General features: G+C 68.7%; 16 protein-coding genes. 11 read left to right on the plus strand and 5 right to left on the minus strand.

Translation table 11 applies throughout. From position 1 onward, the window contains the following. The first annotated feature begins 49 nt into the window (after positions 1-49). The 5 genes from ATC04_RS04020 to ATC04_RS04040 all read left to right on the plus strand — a co-directional run bounded on the left by ATC04_RS04020 (position 50) and on the right by ATC04_RS04040 (position 5,706). On the plus strand, positions 50-1,639 hold the full coding sequence (locus ATC04_RS04020; RefSeq protein ID WP_047120028.1) for a sialidase family protein: 1,590 nt from the start codon (positions 50-52) through the stop codon (positions 1,637-1,639). A gap of 93 nt (positions 1,640-1,732) precedes the next feature. After that, positions 1,733-2,941, plus strand: coding sequence for an FAD/NAD(P)-binding oxidoreductase (locus ATC04_RS04025; RefSeq protein ID WP_047120027.1), 1,209 nt, complete (start codon positions 1,733-1,735; stop codon positions 2,939-2,941). Positions 2,942-2,943: 2 nt separating this feature from the next. Beyond that, positions 2,944-3,849, plus strand: coding sequence for a P1 family peptidase (locus ATC04_RS04030; RefSeq protein ID WP_197413514.1), 906 nt, complete (start codon positions 2,944-2,946; stop codon positions 3,847-3,849). Between the two features lie 45 nt (positions 3,850-3,894). Then, a complete protein-coding gene (locus ATC04_RS04035) occupies positions 3,895-4,338 on the plus strand; it encodes a universal stress protein (RefSeq protein WP_047120026.1) in 444 nt (147 codons plus the stop codon). A 3-nt stretch (positions 4,339-4,341) separates the two neighbouring features. Then, a complete protein-coding gene (locus tag ATC04_RS04040; RefSeq protein WP_047120025.1) occupies positions 4,342-5,706 on the plus strand; it encodes a mycothione reductase in 1,365 nt (454 codons plus the stop codon). On the opposite strand, the gene ATC04_RS04045 is transcribed toward ATC04_RS04040, so the two are convergent. Continuing rightward, a complete protein-coding gene (locus ATC04_RS04045) occupies positions 5,703-6,041 on the minus strand; it encodes a CHY zinc finger protein (protein WP_342352849.1) in 339 nt (112 codons plus the stop codon). The two genes, ATC04_RS04040 and ATC04_RS04045, sit on opposite strands and share 4 nt — an antisense overlap. Next, the gene (locus ATC04_RS04050; RefSeq protein ID WP_047120024.1) at positions 6,034-7,065 is read right to left on the minus strand and encodes an alcohol dehydrogenase catalytic domain-containing protein; all 1,032 of its coding nucleotides are present in this window, start codon (positions 7,063-7,065) and stop codon (positions 6,034-6,036) included. The genes ATC04_RS04045 and ATC04_RS04050 overlap by 8 nt, the downstream gene beginning before the upstream one ends. 50 nt (positions 7,066-7,115) lie before the next feature. Between ATC04_RS04050 and ATC04_RS04055 the strand changes: the two genes are divergently transcribed. From ATC04_RS04055 to ATC04_RS04070, 4 genes are all read left to right on the plus strand, one after another. Beyond that, on the plus strand, positions 7,116-7,808 hold the full coding sequence (locus ATC04_RS04055; RefSeq protein ID WP_047120023.1) for a tyrosine-protein phosphatase: 693 nt from the start codon (positions 7,116-7,118) through the stop codon (positions 7,806-7,808). After that, the gene (locus tag ATC04_RS04060) at positions 7,805-8,875 is read left to right on the plus strand and encodes an ROK family transcriptional regulator (RefSeq protein ID WP_082123975.1); all 1,071 of its coding nucleotides are present in this window, start codon (positions 7,805-7,807) and stop codon (positions 8,873-8,875) included. Before ATC04_RS04055 ends, ATC04_RS04060 begins: the two co-directional genes overlap by 4 nt. A 78-nt stretch (positions 8,876-8,953) precedes the next feature. After that, a complete protein-coding gene (gene ppgK / locus ATC04_RS04065) occupies positions 8,954-9,742 on the plus strand; it encodes a polyphosphate--glucose phosphotransferase (RefSeq protein WP_047120021.1) in 789 nt (262 codons plus the stop codon). Positions 9,743-9,770: 28 nt separating this feature from the next. Further along, the gene (locus ATC04_RS04070) at positions 9,771-10,586 is read left to right on the plus strand and encodes an HAD family hydrolase (RefSeq protein WP_047120020.1); all 816 of its coding nucleotides are present in this window, start codon (positions 9,771-9,773) and stop codon (positions 10,584-10,586) included. Positions 10,587-10,592: 6 nt separating this feature from the next. Here the strand turns inward: ATC04_RS04070 and ATC04_RS04075 are convergent, their stop codons facing one another. The 3 genes from ATC04_RS04075 to ATC04_RS04085 are packed head-to-tail and all read right to left on the minus strand — an operon-like array spanning position 10,593 to position 13,321. After that, positions 10,593-11,801: an amidohydrolase gene (locus ATC04_RS04075; RefSeq protein WP_047120019.1), complete on the minus strand. Its 1,209-nt coding sequence runs from the start codon at positions 11,799-11,801 to the stop codon at positions 10,593-10,595. Between the two features lie 44 nt (positions 11,802-11,845). Beyond that, positions 11,846-12,565, minus strand: coding sequence for a hypothetical protein (locus tag ATC04_RS04080; RefSeq protein WP_047120018.1), 720 nt, complete (start codon positions 12,563-12,565; stop codon positions 11,846-11,848). 9 nt (positions 12,566-12,574) lie between these two features. Then, on the minus strand, positions 12,575-13,321 hold the full coding sequence (locus tag ATC04_RS04085) for a DUF5058 family protein (RefSeq protein ID WP_047120017.1): 747 nt from the start codon (positions 13,319-13,321) through the stop codon (positions 12,575-12,577). 240 nt (positions 13,322-13,561) lie between these two features. On the opposite strand from ATC04_RS04085, the gene ATC04_RS04090 reads away from it, so the two are divergent. Together ATC04_RS04090 and ATC04_RS04095 are read left to right on the plus strand one after the other, a co-directional pair. Further along, on the plus strand, positions 13,562-14,527 hold the full coding sequence (locus ATC04_RS04090) for an AsnC family transcriptional regulator (RefSeq protein WP_047120016.1): 966 nt from the start codon (positions 13,562-13,564) through the stop codon (positions 14,525-14,527). Positions 14,528-14,794: 267 nt separating this feature from the next. Then, positions 14,795-17,530: an ornithine decarboxylase gene (locus tag ATC04_RS04095; protein ID WP_047120015.1), complete on the plus strand. Its 2,736-nt coding sequence runs from the start codon at positions 14,795-14,797 to the stop codon at positions 17,528-17,530. The last annotated feature ends 40 nt before the right edge of the window (positions 17,531-17,570 follow it).

Below are 17,570 nucleotides of genomic sequence, written 5' to 3' on the forward strand. Positions count from 1 at the left end.
GTCTGGCGCGGAAACAACGAAAGCTCCAGAATCGGGAATACTTGATCCCATGACCGCCGCAGAAAACCTGAGCTTCCAGACGCTCGCACGCCGAGGCCACCACGGTTACCGCCAGTACCGCATTCCAGCTTTGGCGGTCACGACCGCCGGCACCGTATTGGCCGCCTATGACGGCCGCCCCAACCTGGACGACCTGCCCAACACCATCGACCTGCTGCTGCGACGCAGCACCGATCACGGACAAACCTGGGAAAACCAGCAGGTGATCCGCACCGGTTCCGGCCTTGAAGGCTTCGGTGATCCCAGCCTGCTGGTTGACGCCGACACCTCGCGAATTTTCTGCTTCCACGCCGCCGGCACCCGCGCGGGATTCTTCGAATCCGCCGAAGGGGCGCAGCCCGTGGACGAGGTGCAGCACGTGGACCTCTCCTACTCGGACGACGACGGGAGGACCTGGTCGCATCGCCGACTGACCGCGCAGCTGAAGCGGCCGGGCATCACCGGCATCTTCGCCGCCGCCGGCGCGGGGATCCAGCTGCGCACCGGCCGGCACGCCGGACGCCTGCTGCAGCAGATGGTGGTGCTGTACCACGGGCGGATCCGCGCCGCCTCGGCCTACTCCGACGACCACGGCGAGAGCTGGCGGCTCGGCGAGCTTACAAGCGCCGAAGCGAACGAGAACAAAGCGGTCCAGCTGCCCGACGGGCGGGTGCTGATGAATTCCCGGGCTCCGGACCAGCGGCTCCAAGCGGTGTCCACCGACGGCGGGCACCGCTACGGCGAGCTTGCGCCCGTGACTGACCTGCCGGATCCCGGGGACAACGGAAGCATCTGCGCCCTTCCCTCCGACGGAGGGCAGCTGCTGCTGCTGACGAACAACCGCGACGCGGCCCTGCGCCGCAACACGGTGTTGAGTGTGTCCTTCGACAACGGAGACCACTGGAGCCCGGTCCAGTCGATCTGCCCCGGCAGCAGCGCCTACTCCACCGCCGCGCTGCTGGCCGACGGCTCGCTGGGGGTGCTGTTCGAACGCGACGGCTACCAGGACATCGTCTTCACCAAGCTCGAACCCGGGAGTCTTGCCCCGACCGCGCTCGCCGAGGCCGCCGCGCGGTACCGGGAGGATCCGGGCAGCGAGTTCACCATGGTGCTGCGCTCCATCACCCCGGCACGGCCCGAGCGCTGGACCAGCATCGGCGAGGAGCACGTCATCAGCGCCACGGCGGGGGACTGGGCAGGGCACACCTGGAAGGAAATCGGCCAGGGGTACCAGGACGGAGTGCAGGTCCTGGGATCCCGCGAAGCGCAACTGACCAACTATGGCCCGGTGCTGCCGGGGTTGCGCGCCGGGGACATGCTGGCATTCACCGGGCGGTTCGTCAATTCCTCCGAGCGGGCTCTGGAGGTGGAACTGCTCGGGAACTACGACCGTGCCCCCGGCACAGGATTCGGGCCCGCCAGCGTACCGGCCGGCGGCCAGCGGCTGTTCTTCACCCCCACTTACACCGTGACCGCCGAGGACCTGCGCGCCGGCCGCGCCAGAGTGGGCTTCGAGGTCCGCGGCGGCTCAGGAAGCTGGAGCCAGGAGTTCGAGGTGGACACCGCCGCCGGCACCATCCGGTCGCTTCCGGCGCGCTGAGCACCGGAGCTTCGCTGGGAGCCGGCCGCAGTGATTGCCAGCGGTGCGCCGACATGTGAGGATCGAAGGACACCTACGCGTGAAAGGCGATCGATGAATCCGGAAAAGATTGTTGTCATTGGCGCGGGGCTGGCCGCGGCCACCCTGGTCTCCGAGCTGCGCTCCCGCGGGTACGACGGGGTGCTGCGGCTGATCGGGGACGAAGCCTCGCTGCCCTACGAACGCCCGCCGCTGTCCAAGGGCTACCTGCAGGGCAGCGACACGGTGGAGGACTTCACCGTGAATACCGCCGCCTGGTACGCGGCAAACCATGTGGATCTGCGCCTTGACACGCACGCCATCAGCATCGACCGCAAGCACCAGCACGTGGTGCTGGCCGACGGCACCACCTTGGACTACGACGCGCTGGTGCTGGCCACCGGCGCGCGCTCGCGGCTGGGCGGGGAGGAGCCGATGGCCGGGCACGACCTGCCCGGGGTGCATACGCTGCGCAGCCTGGCGGACGCGGACGCGCTGAAAACCGAGATCACCCAGGGCAAGCAGGTCGCGGTGGTCGGCTCGGGCTGGATCGGTATGGAAGTCGCCGCCAGCGCCCGCTCGCTCGGGGCGCGGGTGACCGTCTACTCCCCGGACGAGGTGCCGCTGGCCAAGGTCTTCGGCGAACGCTTCGGCCACCACCTGCTGGAGCTGCACCAGGGCCACGGCGTGGATGTGCGCACCGGCACCCGGGTGCAAGGCATCGAGCTGGCCGACGGGCACCTGCAGGTCATCTCCGACATCGGCAGCAGCCGCGCCGACGTGGTGCTGCTGGCCATCGGCGCGGTGCCCAACGTGGAGCTGGCCGAAACCGCGGGGCTGGACATCGACCGCGGCGTGGTGGTGGACGCCTCGCTGCGCAGCAGCGACTCGAAGATCCTGGCCATCGGGGACGTCGCCCAGGCGTTCAATACCCGGCTGCGCCGCCAGCTGCAGGTGGAGCACTGGGACAACGCGATCCGCCAAGGCAAGCTCGCGGCCGCCACGCTCACCGGGGCCGACCAGGCCTACGACTGGCTGCCCTACTTCTTCACCGACCAGTACGACCTGGGCATGGAGTACGTCGGGGACGCCGCGCCGGGGGACGAGACCGTGCTGCGCGGCTCCGAGAACGAGTTCATCATCTTCTGGCTGCGCGAAGGCCGGATCACCGCCGCCGCGAACGTGAACATCTGGGACGTGAACGACACGCTGCGCGGGCTGGTGGGCCGGCAGATCGATTCGGCGCGGCTGGAAGACACGGCCATCGAGCTGGGGGACCTGTAGGCGTGCCGGCCCCAGGCGAACTGGAGGTCACCGTCCCCGGGGTGTCGATCGGGCACTGGAGCACCGAGGGCACCGGGTGCACGGTCGTGTTGTTCGACCAGGGCACCGTCGCCTCCGTGGAGGTGCGCGGCGGGGCCCCTGCCTCCCGCGAGCTGGATGTGCTGGGCCCGCTGATGACCGTGCAGCAGGTCGACGCGGCGCTGCTCACCGGCGGGTCGGCCTTCGGGCTGGCCAGCGCGGACGGGGTCATGCGCTTCCTGCAGGAACAGGGGCGCGGGGTGCAGACCCCCGCCGGGCGGGTGCCCATTGTGCCCACCTTGGGCCTGTTCGACCTGGCCGAGGGCACCGCGCGGCCGGATGCCGAGTCCGGCTACCTGGCCGCCGCGGCCGCCGCCGCGCCCGAATCCGCCGGGAGGGTCGCCGTCGGGGCGCTGGGCGCCGGCACCGGGGCCCGCGCCGGACGCTGGCGCCGGGAGGACTCCTACCCGGGCGGGCTGGTCTACGCGGAGCAGCGCCTCGGCGAGCTGGTCGTCGGCGCGCTGTGCGCGGTCAACGCCTTCGGCGACGTGCTGGCTCCGGGCGAGGAGCCGTCCCTGGACTCCGTACCGGTGTTCGAGGCGCTGGCCGCGGCGGCCCGCAGCGGCGGGGCGCAGCCCCCGCGCACCAACACCACCATCGGGGTGGTGTTCACCAATGCGAAGCTGGACAAAACCGGCTGCCACCTGATCGCCCAGGGCGCCCATGACGGCCTGGCCCGCGCCCTGCAGCCGCCGCACACCAGGCTGGACGGGGACGCGTTCATCGCCGCCGCCACCGGACGGGTGGACGCGGACGTGGACACGGTGCGCCTGCTGGCCCTTTCTGCCACCGCCCGCGCCATCGCCTGCGCGGCGCGCAAAGATGCCTGATGGCGGGGAACAGGGTAATTTGGTAGTCAGAACGAAGGAGCGCCAATGAGCACTGTTGTAGTCGGCATCGAACCCGGCCAAGCCCCATCCGTCCTGGCCACCGCCGCGTCGATCGCCGCGGACCTGAGGGCCAAGGTCCAGGTGATCTACGCGGATTCCGGCCGGTACGTCACCGAACGCCTTCCGGAAAGCAACGTGCTGGGCACCGCAGAAGCCGACTTCCCGGCCGAGCTGGCCGAACTGGTCGCCGAGCACCTGGCCGGCGTGGACTACGAGCTGCACAACGTGCCAGGCGATCCCGCCAAGGTGCTGATGGCAGTGGCCGAGGAGGTCGACGCCCGCATGATCGTGATCGGCACCCGCCGCCCGGGCATCCGCAACAAGCTGGCCCAGTTCATCGACGGCTCGATCGCGGTGGCGCTGGCGCAGAAGCAGACCCGCCCGGTGCTGGTCGTCCCGCAGCAGATCATCAACCTGCCGGAGGCCTAGGCCGTGGATTTGGCGATCGTGGGCTCCGGCTCGGGCAACTCGTTGCTCACCCCCTTCTGGGACGGCAAGCAGGTCGCGATCGCCGAATCCGGCGTCTTCGGCGGCACCTGCCTGAACGTGGGATGCATCCCCACCAAGATGTTCGTCAGGCCCGCCCAGCTGGCGCGCACCTGGCAGGAAGCCGAGAAGCTCGGGATCCAGCTGCCCCCGGGACGTGCCGACTTCGCCGCCATCCGCGACCGCATCTTCGCGCGCATCGACCCGATCTCCGCCGGCGGGCTGGACTACCGCCAGCAGGCGGACAACGTCCGGCTGCTGGGCCGCGTGCAGCTGCTCGACGAGCACACCCTGCTCACCGAGGAGGGCGAGAAAATCCACGCGGAGCAGATCGTGCTGGCTGCCGGATCCTCCCCGGTGCTGCCGGACATCGAGGGCATCGACCTTCCCGGGGTGCACACCTCGGACACCATCATGCGCATCGAGCAGCCCCGGCGGTTGCTAGTGATCGGCGCCGGATTCATCGCCTGCGAATTCGCGTCGATCTTCGCCGGGCTGGGCACCGAGGTGACCCAGCTGGTGCGCGGGGACAAGCTGCTCAAATACCTGGACGAGGAAATCTGCGAGGCTTTTAATACCCAGGTTGACTGGGACGTGAAGCTGCATGCGGAGCCGCGGTCAATTGCCGCCGGGCCGCAAGGGCTGAGCGTGCGCACCGAGGCCGGGACCTTCACCGCGGACGCCGTGCTGGTCGCCACCGGACGCCGCCCGAACACCGAGTTCACCGCGCCGGCGGGCCTTGACTTGCACCCGGACGGCCGGCTGCAGGTGGACCAGTTCCAGCGGGTGATGCGCAGCGGGGAACCGGTCCCCGGCCTCTACGCGCTGGGAGATATCAGCAGCGAGCAGCAGCTGAAGCACGCGGCCAACCACCAGGCGCGGGTGGTCGCCCACAACCTGGAGCACCCCGGGGACCTGCGCGAAGTCTCGGAAGCCGACATCCCCGCCGCGGTCTTCACCCACCCGGAAATCGCGCATATCGGGCTGACCGAGGCCCAGGCCCGCGCCGAAATCGGCGAGCATGCCACGGCCAAGACCCAGAAGTACGCGGACACCGCCTACGGCTGGGCCATGGAAGACGAGCAGGGCTTGTTCAAGGTCGTCGCGGACAAGCGCGACGGACGCATCCTGGGCGCCCACGTGCTCGGCTACGAGGCGGCGAACCTGATCCAACCGCTGGTCACCGCCATGAACCTGGGCATCGACGCGCACACCCTGGCACGCGGGCAGTACTGGATCCACCCGGCGCTCATGGAAGTCGCGGAGAACGCGCTGCTGGGGCTGGAGGTCCCGGAGTCAGGAAGGCTCTAGGGCCGCAGCGGCGGCTCGAAGTACAGCGGGGCGTGCGCCTTGCACCCGGGGTTGAACAACGCCTGGCAGGCCGGGCAGGACCCGGTGCCCAGGTATTCGGCCGCTGTCATCTCGTGCCCGCACACCCCGCAGAGCACCGCCGGTTCGGTCCCGCGCGCCGCCGGCCATGGCACCGCCGGGTGGTCGGCCAGCTCCCGGTGGCACAGGTGGCAGGGGTACCAGGCATCGCAGCAGGCATGGCGCAGCGCGATGACGTCGATGAGCTGGCGGTAGTGCGCGCAGCGGGTCTGCGAATCCATGTCCACCCCGCGCACCTGCCGGGATCCGCTAGCCACGCAGCATGACCTTCAGGCAGGTGCGCGCCTCCATGGCCGCATAGCCCTCGGCCACTCGGTCCAGCGGCAGCACGCTGTCGAAGACGCGGCCGGGGTTGGCCCGCCCCTCCAGCACCCCGGGCAGCAGGTCGCCGATGTAGTTGCGCACCGGGGCCACCCCGCCGGTCAGGGTCACGTTGGGGCCGAAGAACTCGCGGCCCACCGGCCCGGTGGCGTACTGCGGCACACCCACCCGGGAGATCGTCCCGCCCGGGCGCACGATGCCGATGGCCTGCTCGAAGGCCGGCAGCAGCCCCACGGCTTCCAGCACCTTGCCCGCGCCGTGGCCGGTCATCTCGCGCACCGTGGCGATGCCTTCCTCGCCGCGCTCGGAGACCACGTCGGTGGCCCCGAACTCGCGGCCCAGATCCGTGCGGTCCGCGTGCCGGCCCATGAGGATGATGCGCTCGGCGCCCAGCTGGCTGGCAGCGAGCACCGCCAGCAGCCCCACCGCGCCGTCGCCGATGACCGCCACGGTGTCGCCTTCGCGGACCCCGGCGCTGCGCGCTGCATGGTAGCCGGTGCCGTAGACGTCGGACAGCGCCAGCAGGCTGGGAAGCAGCGCGTCGTCGACGGCGGCGTCGACCTTGAACAGCGTGCCGTCGGCCAGCGGGACACGGATGGCCTCGGCCTGGCAGGCGGAGTCCCGGGAGTTGGTGCGGCCCCAGGAGCCGGCGCGCAGGCAGGAAGTGGTCAGCCCCTGCAGGCAGAATTCGCAGCTGCCGCAGTTGATGGTGAAGGGGGCGATCACGAAGTCGCCGGGCTTGAGAGTGGACACTGCGGAGCCTACCTCGGCGACCCGGCCGACGAATTCGTGGCCGATCGGGCGGGCGGCGACCGCCGGGCCGTGGTAGTGGTGCAGGTCCGAGCCGCAGATGCAGCTTGCGGTGATGTCGACCAGGGCGTCGGTCGGCTCCAGCAGCACCGGATCCGGCACCTCGCGCAGTTCAACCGCGCAGTCTCCGAGCAGATAGGTGGCGCGCATGATGCTCCTTGCGTTGGCATGGGTTGCTGGTTCAAGCCTAGGATGTGAGCATGTTCCTTTCCAACCTCCGTGAAGCAGGGGGAATGCCCGCCGCGGGCGGGCGCATCGCCGCCGGGGTGCTCTTCCGCTCCGCCGCCCCGCATCTGGTCGACCAGCAGCTGGCCGACTGGGTGGCGCAGCAGCGCATCGAGCGCATCTACGACCTGCGCAGCACCCAGGAGACCGCATACCTGCCCGGTTTCCCTGCCAGCTTCGCCGGCACCATCCGCACCCACCTGCCGCTGCTGGAAGGCGCGGTGGGCCACCTGTCCACGCTGGATGAGATCTACGAGCCGCTGGTCGAGCTGCACGGCCCCACCTGGGCCACGCTGGCCGCGGGCATCGCCGAATCCGGCGCCACCCTGGTGCACTGCACCGCCGGCAAGGACCGCACCGGCGTGGGCGTGGCCATGGTGCTGATGGCGGTGGGCGCGGACAAGGACGCGGTCATGGAAGACTACGCCGCCTCCACCGCGGCGCTGTCCGGGGACTGGCTGGCGGCCATGACCCGGCGCATGGGCGAGCACGGGGTGGCGATGACCGAGCAGATGCGCACGCTGCTGGTCGGCACCTCCGTGGCCGGACTGGACAAGGCGCTGGACGCGGCCCGGCGCACCGGGTCGATCGCCGACTACCTGCTCTTGCACGGGCTTGGCCGCGCGCAGCTCGAAACCCTGGGCGAGAAGCTGGTGGTGGCCAGTTGAGCGCTGAGAACGCGGGTCCACGGGCCTTGGCGGCGCTGACCGACGAACGGGTGTTCGGGCTGCTGGCCCAGGCCCCTGCCACGCGCACCGAGATCTCCGCGCGGCTTGGCATCTCCAAGCCCACCGCGTCGCAGTCGATCCTGCGCCTGCAGGAGTTCGGGCTGGTGTCCGAGGGGCGTTCCAGCGCCGAGGGCAAGCGCGGGCGCATTCCCGAACGCTACGCCCTGCGCACCGCCTACGGGCACGTGCTGGGGGTGGATCTGAGCGCCGAGCGGCTGGCGCTGCGTGCGAGCGACGTGACCGGCACCGTGCTGGCCGAGCGCATCAGCCCGGTGCAGACCTCCACCGGCGCCGAGCAGCTGCTGGACACCGCCCGGGCGCTGCGCGACGAGCTGCAGGCCGAGCTCGGCTCGCCGCGGCTGGCCGCGGGCATCAGCCAGGCCGCCCCGGTGCTGCACGGCGAGGACGGCACCACGCGGGTGGTGCCCACCCCGATCTTCGCGGCGTCCGGCGCCGATCTGGCCGGGCTGTTCGATTCGCCTGCCACGCTGCTGGACAACGACGTGAACTGGATGGCGGTGGCCGAATACTCCCGGCGCGCCGGCTCCATGCTGCTGCTCTACCTGGGCGCGGGTCTCGGCTCCGCGCTGGTGATCGAGGGCCGGGTGTACCGCGGGCGCCATGGCCTGGTCGGCGAGCTGGAAACCCAGCGGCTGCAGGGACGCACCCTGCTGGAGCACCTGGACTCCGGGGGATTGGTGGGAACCAGGGTCCTGTTCGAGAAGCTGAGCGACCCGCAGATGTGGCCGGCGCTGCTTGAGCCGCTGGGGCAGGTGCTGGGCAACCTGCTCGGCTACCTGGATCCCGACGCGCTGGTGGTCACCGGCCCCGGGGCCAGCGCCGCGCTGACCGAGAAGCTGGCGGAGCGGCTGCGCGGCATCGTGCCGCTGGCAGGTCCCGACATCGAGTATTCGCCGCAGGGCGGGACCGGGGCGTTGGACGGGGCCCTGGCCGCCGCGCGCCGCCGCGCGCTGGCCGAGTTGTGGAGCGCCTACCGCCACGCGTGAGCCGCCACGTCGCACCATTGACCGCAGGCCGGGCGCTAGATATTGTAAAGAGTCCTAAATATTTTGAATGGAGTTCTCATGCCAGCTTCCGCCTCGCCCTATGCAGCCATCGGCCTGGATATGGGCGGCTCGTCCATCAAGTACGGCATGGTGGACTCCGAAGGAAAACTCGTCGAGAGCACCTTCAGCCACGCGCCCACCCCTGCCGGCGCGCATCCGGACGCCGTCGCCCAGGCGATGGCGGACATTGTGACCGGCCTGCAGGAGCAGGCAGGCAGCGACCTGGCCGGCGTGCCGGTGGGCGTCACGGTGCCGGGCATCGTGATCGGCGGGGTGGTGCACTCCGCAGCGAACATCGACAGCGCATGGATCGGGCTGGATGCGGTCGCCCTGATCGGCGGCGTGCTGGGCCGCGAGGTGAGCGTGCTGAACGACGCGGACGCCGCCGGCATGGCCGAGGTCTTCGCCGGCGCAGGCAGCCTCGACGGGAGGCCGCGCGCCGGCAGCACCCTGGTGCTGACCCTGGGCACCGGCATCGGCTCGGCGTTCTTCCGCGACGGACTGCTGTTCCCCAACGTCGAATTCGGCCACCTGGAAATCGACGGGGCGGATGCCGAATCCCGCGCCGCGGCCCGGGTGATCCGCGAGGAGAACCTGAGTTGGGAGCAGTACGTCCAGCGCCTGCAGCGCTACCTGGCCCACGTGGAATTCCTGTGCAGCCCCGACCTGATCGTGATCGGCGGGGCGGTCTCGGCGGACCACGAGAAATTCATGCCGCAGCTGAAACTGCGCGCACGCATCGTGCCGGCGCAGTACAACAACGCCGCCGGAGTGCTTGGAGCCGCGCACCGGGCGATGAACCACTAGCGGCCACCCGCCGCCGAAATAGGAACCGATGCATACCATTGACCCCGACGCCCGCCTCAAGCTCGTCGCCGTCGACATGGACGGCACCTTCCTGGACGGGGCAGGGATGATCCCCGACGAGGCCTGGCAGGTCATTGCCGACCTGCAGGAGCGCGGAGTGCATTTCGTACCCGCCTCGGGCCGCCAGTACGCGACCCTCAGCGAGCAGTTCGCCCGGCTAGGCGCGATCCCGATCATCGCGGAGAACGGCACCGTGGTGATGCGCGGGCAGACCGAGGTGTATTCGAACATCATCGACCCGCAGCCGGTGGCGGCGGTCGTCGACGCGGTGCGCGGCCAGCGGGAGCTGGATGCGGGACTGGTGCTGTGCGGACGGCGCACCGCCTACGTGGAGCGCGGCGATGCGGCCTTCGCCCGGGCCATCGCCCCCTACTACCGCGCGGTGGAAGTGGTCCAGGACCTGCACCTGGTGCAGGATGACATCATTAAGATGGCGGTGAACGTGGGCACCGGCAAGGTCGCGCAGATGGCCGCGGCGCTGGATGTCCCGCTTCAGGTCGTGGTTTCCGGAAGCCACTGGGTGGATGCCATGAACCACGGCGTGCACAAGGGCCTGGCCCTGGGCCGGCTGCAGGAGTCGCTGCAGATCAGCGCCGAGCAGACCGCGGTGTTCGGAGACTACCCGAACGACCTGGAGATGATGGGCCGGGCGCGCTATTCCTTCGCCATGGCCAATGCTCACCCGCAGGTGGCGCAGGCGGCGAACTTCACCGCCCCGGCCAACACCGAACACGGGGTGCTGCAGGTGCTGCGCGCCTACCTGGAGGGGCGCAGCAGCCTGTAGCCGCCCTTAGCAGCCCACGTAGTGCCCGATGCCCGCCAGTGCCGCGCGTACGCCGGTGTCCAAGGCGCCGCGGTACTCGGGCAGGAAGAATGGCGAATGGTTGCCAGCCGGCGCCGGGTCCGACGGATCCGCGCCGCCGAACATCCAGAACACGTTCGGCACCCCGATGGCGTCTCCCAGCGCGCCGAAGTCCTCGGAGCCCATCAGCGGGGCCACCAGCTTGACCCGGTCCTCGCCGAACTCGCTGGCCAGCGCGGTGGCGACATTGCCGGTCTGCTCCGGGTCGTTGAACAGGCGCGGGAAGCGGTACAGCGTGGTGATCTCGGGCTGTGGCGCGGCGGAGGCGGCCGCCTCCGCGGTGACGATGCGGGTCACCGCCGCCAGCACCTTCTCGCGCACCGCCTCGGTGAGCGTGCGGATGTTCAGCGTGAACACCGCCCGGTCAGGAATGATGTTCTCCTTCAGGCCCGCGTGGAAGGAGCCGCAGGTGACCACCGCGGCGTCCCGCGGATCCAGCTCGCGCGAGGTAATGGTCTGCAGCCGGGTGATGATGTGCGCACCGAGCACGATCGGGTCGATCGAGTCCTGCGGTTGGGAGCCGTGGGCCTGGGTGCCGTGCAGCGTGATCTCCAGCGAATCGGCCAGCGCCATGGCGGATTCAGGGGTTAAGTGGATGGTGCCTGCGGCGAAGGGGAAAACGTGCTGTCCCAGCACCACCTCGGGCACCGGGGCCTTGTCCCACAGCCCGTCGGCCAGCATGGCCGCCGCCCCGGCGCCGGTCTCCTCGCCGGGCTGGAACACCAAGACCACGGTGCCCGACCAGCCTTCGGTGCCCTGCGCCAGCACCGCCGCGGCGCCCAGCGCGCTGGCCACGTGGGTGTCGTGCCCGCAGCCGTGCATCAGCGGCACCTCGGTGCCATCAGCCAGCTGGCCTACCGCGGTGGAGGCGTACTCCGCGCCGGTGGCTTCCTTGATCGGCAGCCCGTCGGAGTCGGCGCGGAAGGCGATGACCGGGCCTGGCCCGTTGCGCAGCACGCCGACCACCCCGGTGCCGCCGCAGCGGAAGTGCTCGATGCCCAGCGCGGCCAGCCTCGATTCGATGTAGGCGGCGGTCTGGTGCTCCTGCATGGACAACTCGGGGTTTGCGTGCAGGTGAAGGTAGTCAGCGTGGACGGCGGCCTGGATGTCGGCGGTCGGTTTGAGGGAGTGGCTCATGGCGGGGTCCTGGTTCCTTGTAGTGGCTGGTTCGCGGAAGGCAGCTAGTGCTCGGAGGAAGCCTGGGTGGTGCGCTTGCGCAGCACCCAGGAGAAGACAATGGAGGCGATGACGACCAAAGCGGTGGCGAAGGCGCCGGTGGCCGGGGCCAGCGGGACCACCACGAAGTTCACCAGCAGGCCTGCGACGACCGCGACGATGGTCGGGCGCAGCGCCTTCATGGAGACGATGCACTGCACCAGCACCGCGCCCATCAGCGAAGGCAGGATGTACAGGCGGGCGACCTCGATGACCTCGACGGGGATGTTGTGCACCAGCCAGGTGCCCAGCACGCCCACGAACAGCAGCAGGCTGGTCAGGTGCACGGTGGCGGCGCCGCAGATGGCCATCACCGCGGCCAGGTCGCCGCGCTTGGTGCCCGGCTTCGCGTCAATGGCAGACTGGGCCACGATGGCCGCCGGGAGCAGCTTGTTGGAAATGTTGCCGATCATGAACGCCTGGTACATGGCGGCGGAACCGAGGATCGGGAAGTAGGTCAGCGGCTCGACCACCCACAGCACCCCGAAGGTGGCGGCCACTGCCAGCAGCGCCACCCAGACCATGCCGGCGGTGACTTCCATGCCGCTGAAGAACGCGATGTAGATCGGGCCGGCCAGCGAGAGGATCAACCCCAGGGCCATGGTGATGGAGCCGTAGCGGCTGGTCTGCCGGTCGAAGCGCTCCATGGAGGCTGCGGCATTGGCGGAAAGCGAGGTTGCGCTCATGGTCAATCCTTAGGCGGTATGCAGGTAGTAGGCGGATACGAGGGCGATGACGATGGAGATTCCCAGCGCCCATTCCTTGAGCCATTTCTGGTGCAGGGCCTTGGCCAGGTACAGGCACAGGCCCATAGCGGCGGCTGAAATCCCGACCAGGATCAGGTGCACGTTAGATTTCGGCAGTTCGGCGATGGTCAGCGCGGAGAACGCGCCGAGCAGCGCGGCGGTGGGAATCAGGGCCATGACCGCCGGGTTGCGCTTGGCCAGCGACTTGCCGCCCTTCTTCAGCAGCGGGGTCATGATCAGCGTGCAAAGCATCCACATCGCGCCGGACAGGCTCATGGCCATGAACGCGACGGCGAAGACCTGCTGGGTGTAGCTGTCCCCGCCCAGCGAGGCGCCCATGGTTCCGGCGGCGATGCTGGCCGAGGCGGTTTCGGCGGCGGCCGAGCCGATCAGGCCGATGCGCACCAGCACCGCCGGGGTGCCGAACAGCGCCAGCAGCGCGATGGCGACCAGCACCACTGCCAGCGACGGGCCGATGGAGGCCACCGCGCCAGCGCGGAACGCCTCCTTCAGCTCGCGGACCGGCATCTCGATGTGCGGTGCGGCGGCCGTGGCGGCCTTGGCGTAGAGCACTGTCTGGACGAAGATGACGGCGAAGACGCCCAGGACACAGATCCAGAGGAACGGCGTGTTGGCGATGGCCCAGATGTTCGTCGCGCTCGGGTCGGCGGCTGCCACTGCTAAAGGCGTTTGCATGGTGGTTCCTTGCGGGGGAGGTCGAGGTGCGGTGTGAGGTGGATCTCGTAGCTTTAACGGTGACCGAGCATGCCCATCGATGGCAAGAAATGGGGATTCTTGCCAAGTGTCTGACGATTTCCCGCATTTCGAGGGTCCAGATGTCGTTCAATAGGGCAATTGGCAACTGAATTCGTCATCTGCCGGTCAGCCGACGGACGAATGTTGCGCCCCGGTCGGATTAGCCCGAAAGTTGAAGTCATGGTTGATTTTCAGGAGTTGGGCGAACTCGAGCAACGCATAGTCATGGCCCTCCAGGTCGACGGCCGGGCCACCTGGCGCAAAATCGCCAAGGTCCTGGACGAGCCAGAACGCACGGTGGCGCGGCACGGGGCCGCGTTGTTGGAGGACGGCAAGGTGAACATCGCCGCCATCCGCCATCGTGCCGGAGCGGTGATCGCGGCCTTGAACTGCGTTCCGGGCACGGTTCCGGTGGCCAGCGAGGCACTGTCGGCCCGAGCTGACACGAGCTTCACCTATATGGTGACGGGGCAGAGCGACGTGGTCAGCGAACTGCACTACGACGGGGGACTGGAAGACATCCTGACCCTCCAGCTGCCGGCGACCCCGGGGCTGAGCCAGATCCAGGTGTATCCGATCCTGAAATTCTTCAAGACCATCAGGGGCTGGAGGGCCGGGAACCTGAGCACCGCGCAGTTGCGGATGCTGGAGCCGGAGGTCGGGGGCGAACGCACCGAATGGCATCCGACCGAGGCGCTGGACGCAACGGACCTGACGATCATCGATGCGCTGCGCCGCGACGGCAGGGCGAGCATCGAGGCGATCTCCCGCCAGGTGAAACTCGGGGAATCGTCGGTATCGCGCCGGGTGGAGGCGCTGCTGCGCGGGGAGCACATCAGCATCCGCACGCTGGTGGAGCCTGCCTTGCTGGGACTTCCGGTCGAAGCGCTGCTATGGGTGCAGGTCTCCCCGGAGCGCATCGACGAGTTGGGCCAGCGCCTGAGCCAGCTGCCGCAGGTGCGCTATCTGGCGGCCATCGCCGGGGACGCGCAATTGCTGGTCGACGTGACGGTGCCTTCCCAGCAGGACTTGTACCGCTTCATCGCGCAGACCGACTGGGGGCAGATGGTACAGCTGCGCACCTCGGTGGTGCTCGGTGCCCGCAAGCGCGGAGGACGGCTCGTCTCCACGGCCAGCGGACGGTAGCCGGACGCACCCGGCAGCCGACAGGATCCGATAGGTCCCGTTGGCGGGGCCAGCGCAGTAGCCCGGTTGCGGCGAACGCGAAGCCGGTTAACGGAAGGAGAATTCTTGGCTGATAGCCGATCATAATCCGTCATATGCGCTTCTGGCCCTCAAAAGGGCGCAAGATTTCGCCTATTGTCTCGATTAGAAGGCAGCGCAGGACGCTTCCGTCACCGATCGAGCATCGGTTCGTGCTGCAGAGCTGAGAGGACAACGGCAACCGTGACGATGAGGTTAGCCAAGAGCAACAAGCAAGCAATCGCGACGCCGGAGAGCGCGTGGAGAAAACGCAAAGACGCGTGGGAACACCTGGGCTACGTACTCAGCGAGATCGTCTCCATCCCGGTCGACGAAGCCGGACGACGGGAGAACGAGCAGGAAGCCGGGCGGCTGCTCGGGCTGCTGTCCGCGATCGAACCCTATTGGGCCAATCCGGGGCTTGAATACTTCAACCGCGTGGCCGCCCTGATGTCCGACGGGCACTACGAGGACGCCATGCATCTGGTCTACCAGGCCAACCAGACTTTCCGGACCCAGACCCAGTACTTCGATGCCGATGGCCATGACAGCGCCGCGCCCGAGCCTGCTGAACGAGGCGCCTCCCATGGCAGCCCCCAGCAGCACGGCGCGCGCACGGTTCCGCAGGTCGAGATCCTGCTGGTGGAGAATGGCCCGGCGGAGGAAATCGAACGCTTCAAGGAGGAAATCCTCGAGCAGCGCCAGCGCACCGATCCGTTCCACTACAACTTCGTGGTGGTTCCCAGCGTCGAGGACGCGCTGGCGGCGATCGTCATCAACCCCTCGATCCAGTCGGTGGTGCTTTCGGCCAGGTATTCGCTGGAATCCAGCCGCCGGCTCAGTTCCACGCTGCAGAACTTCATCGCCGGGCGGATGGCGGGATACTTCACCTCCCGGCGCCAGATCCAGGGGCTGCTGGACCTGGAACAGATCCTGGAGAAGCTGCGCCCTGAGCTGCCGGTGTACCTGATCGCCGGGGTTGCGCTTGAATCCATCGCCCATGAGATCACCGGGCGCTTCCGCCGCATTTTCTCGCGCAATGACCGCATGGATTTGCATCTGTCGATCCTCGCCGAGATCACCGACCGCTACGACACCCCGTTCTTCGCCGCGCTGCAGAAGTACGCCAAGCGCCCGGGCGGGGTCTTCCACGCGCTGCCGATCTCCCGGGCCGCCTCGGTGAAGAATTCGCCGTGGGCGCGCGACCTGGTGGACTTCTACGGCAAGAACTTGCTGCTGGCCGAGACCTCGGCGACTTCCGGCGGGCTGGACTCTCTGCTGGACCCGCAGAGCTCCATCAAGAAGGCCCACGAACTGGCGGCCCGGGCCTTCCGGAGCCACCGCACCTACTTCGTCACCAACGGGACCTCGACCGCGAACAAGATCGTGCACCAGTCGATCCTCGCCCCGGGGGACATCGTGCTGGTGGACCGCAACTGCCACAAGTCGCACCACTATTCGCTGGTGCTGGCCGGGGCGAACGTGAGCTATCTGGAGGCCTACCCGCTCAACGAGCACTCCATGTACGGCGCGGTGCCGCTTCAGGAAATCAAGGGCCGGCTTCTGCAGCTGCGCCGCGAGGGGCTGCTGCACAAGGTCAAGATGCTGACGCTGACCAACTGCACCTTCGACGGCATCATCTACGATCCGCGCCGGGTCATGGAGGAATGCCTCGCCATCAAGCCCGACCTCGTGTTCCTCTGGGACGAGGCCTGGTTCGCCTTCGCCGGCTTCCATCCGGTCTACCGCCAGCGCACCGGCATGACCGCCGCGGCCCGCATGGAAGCGCAGATGGAGACCGTAGAGTACCAGGAGCGCTACGCGGCCCAGGCCGCCGCGCTGCCCGAGCCCGGTACCGCGCAGGATCCAGCCAACGACGAAGCCTGGCTGCGAACCCGGCTGATTCCGGATCCCGAGGCCGTCCGCCTGCGGGTGTATTCAACCCAATCGACGCACAAGACCCTGACCTCCCTGCGCCAGGGATCCATGATCCACATCTACGACCAGGATTTCGCGGCCAGGAACCTGAATACGTTCCGCGAAGCCTACATGACCCACACCTCGACCTCGCCGAACTACCAGATCCTCGCTTCGCTGGATATCGGGCGCCGGCAGGCGGAACTTGAAGGCTACGCGCTGGTCCAGCGGCAGGTGGACCTCGCCCAGTCGATCGCCAGGGCAGTCAGCCGGAACAAGCTGCTGAGCAAGTACTTCCGCATCCTGAACACCGCGGACCTGATCCCGGAGGAATACCGCTGCACGCGGACGGCGAATCCGGTGCGGGACGGGCTGGCGGTCTGGGACGAATCCTGGCAGCAGGACGAGCTGGTGGTCGACCCGTCGCGGTTGACGCTGGACATCAGCCGGACCGGAGTGGACGGGGACACGTTCAAGCACACCTACCTGATGGACGGGCATTCGATCCAGGTCAACAAGACCAGCCGCAGCTCGGTGCTGCTGATGACCAATATCGGCACGACCCGTTCGGCCGCGGCGCACCTGATCGAGGTGCTGGTGAAGATCGCCGAGGGCCTGGAACGCCAGAGCCGGATCGACGGCCGCGTGCTGGCCATGGGCACCGTGGAGGGGCCGGGACAGATCCCGCTTCCCGATTTCAGCTCATTTGCCCCGCAGTTCGCCGGTGGTGGCGGCAGCGGCAACATGCGCGCCGCCTACTACCTGACGTATCAGGACCCGGCCACCCAGTTCCTCTCCTCGGCCCAGATCAAGGAGCGCATCGGCGCCGGGCAACGGGTGGTTTCCGCGGTGTTCGTCACGCCGTACCCGCCGGGCTTCCCGGTGCTGGTGCCGGGGCAGGTCGTCACCATGGAGATCATGCGCTACATGGACGTGCTCGATACCCGGGAGATCCACGGATACCATCCGGACCTGGGCTACCAGGTCTTCACGAACCGCGCGCTGCGCGAATTCGCCGCCGACAGCTAGCGGCGCAGCCCGCCACAACGCCCCGGACGCTGCCAGAGAG

The organism is Arthrobacter sp. YC-RL1 (assembly GCF_001454985.1).
GTDB lineage: Bacteria > Actinomycetota > Actinomycetes > Actinomycetales > Micrococcaceae > Glutamicibacter > Glutamicibacter soli.

Excerpts from the sequence above, each read along its gene's own strand:
- ATC04_RS04020 (WP_047120028.1), top strand. The coding sequence starts at position 50 with ATGACCGCCGCAGAAAACCTGAGCTTCCAGACGCTCGCACGCCGAGGC.
- ATC04_RS04025 (WP_047120027.1), top strand. The coding sequence starts at position 1,733 with ATGAATCCGGAAAAGATTGTTGTCATTGGCGCGGGGCTGGCCGCGGCC.
- ATC04_RS04035 (WP_047120026.1), top strand. The coding sequence starts at position 3,895 with ATGAGCACTGTTGTAGTCGGCATCGAACCCGGCCAAGCCCCATCCGTC.
- ATC04_RS04050 (WP_047120024.1), bottom strand. The coding sequence starts at position 7,065 with ATGCGCGCCACCTATCTGCTCGGAGACTGCGCGGTTGAACTGCGCGAG.
- ATC04_RS04055 (WP_047120023.1), top strand. The coding sequence starts at position 7,116 with ATGTTCCTTTCCAACCTCCGTGAAGCAGGGGGAATGCCCGCCGCGGGC.
- ppgK (WP_047120021.1), top strand. The coding sequence starts at position 8,954 with ATGCCAGCTTCCGCCTCGCCCTATGCAGCCATCGGCCTGGATATGGGC.
- ATC04_RS04070 (WP_047120020.1), top strand. The coding sequence starts at position 9,771 with ATGCATACCATTGACCCCGACGCCCGCCTCAAGCTCGTCGCCGTCGAC.
- ATC04_RS04075 (WP_047120019.1), bottom strand. The coding sequence starts at position 11,801 with ATGAGCCACTCCCTCAAACCGACCGCCGACATCCAGGCCGCCGTCCAC.
- ATC04_RS04080 (WP_047120018.1), bottom strand. The coding sequence starts at position 12,565 with ATGAGCGCAACCTCGCTTTCCGCCAATGCCGCAGCCTCCATGGAGCGC.
- ATC04_RS04085 (WP_047120017.1), bottom strand. The coding sequence starts at position 13,321 with ATGCAAACGCCTTTAGCAGTGGCAGCCGCCGACCCGAGCGCGACGAAC.
- ATC04_RS04090 (WP_047120016.1), top strand. The coding sequence starts at position 13,562 with ATGGTTGATTTTCAGGAGTTGGGCGAACTCGAGCAACGCATAGTCATG.
- ATC04_RS04095 (WP_047120015.1), top strand. The coding sequence starts at position 14,795 with ATGAGGTTAGCCAAGAGCAACAAGCAAGCAATCGCGACGCCGGAGAGC.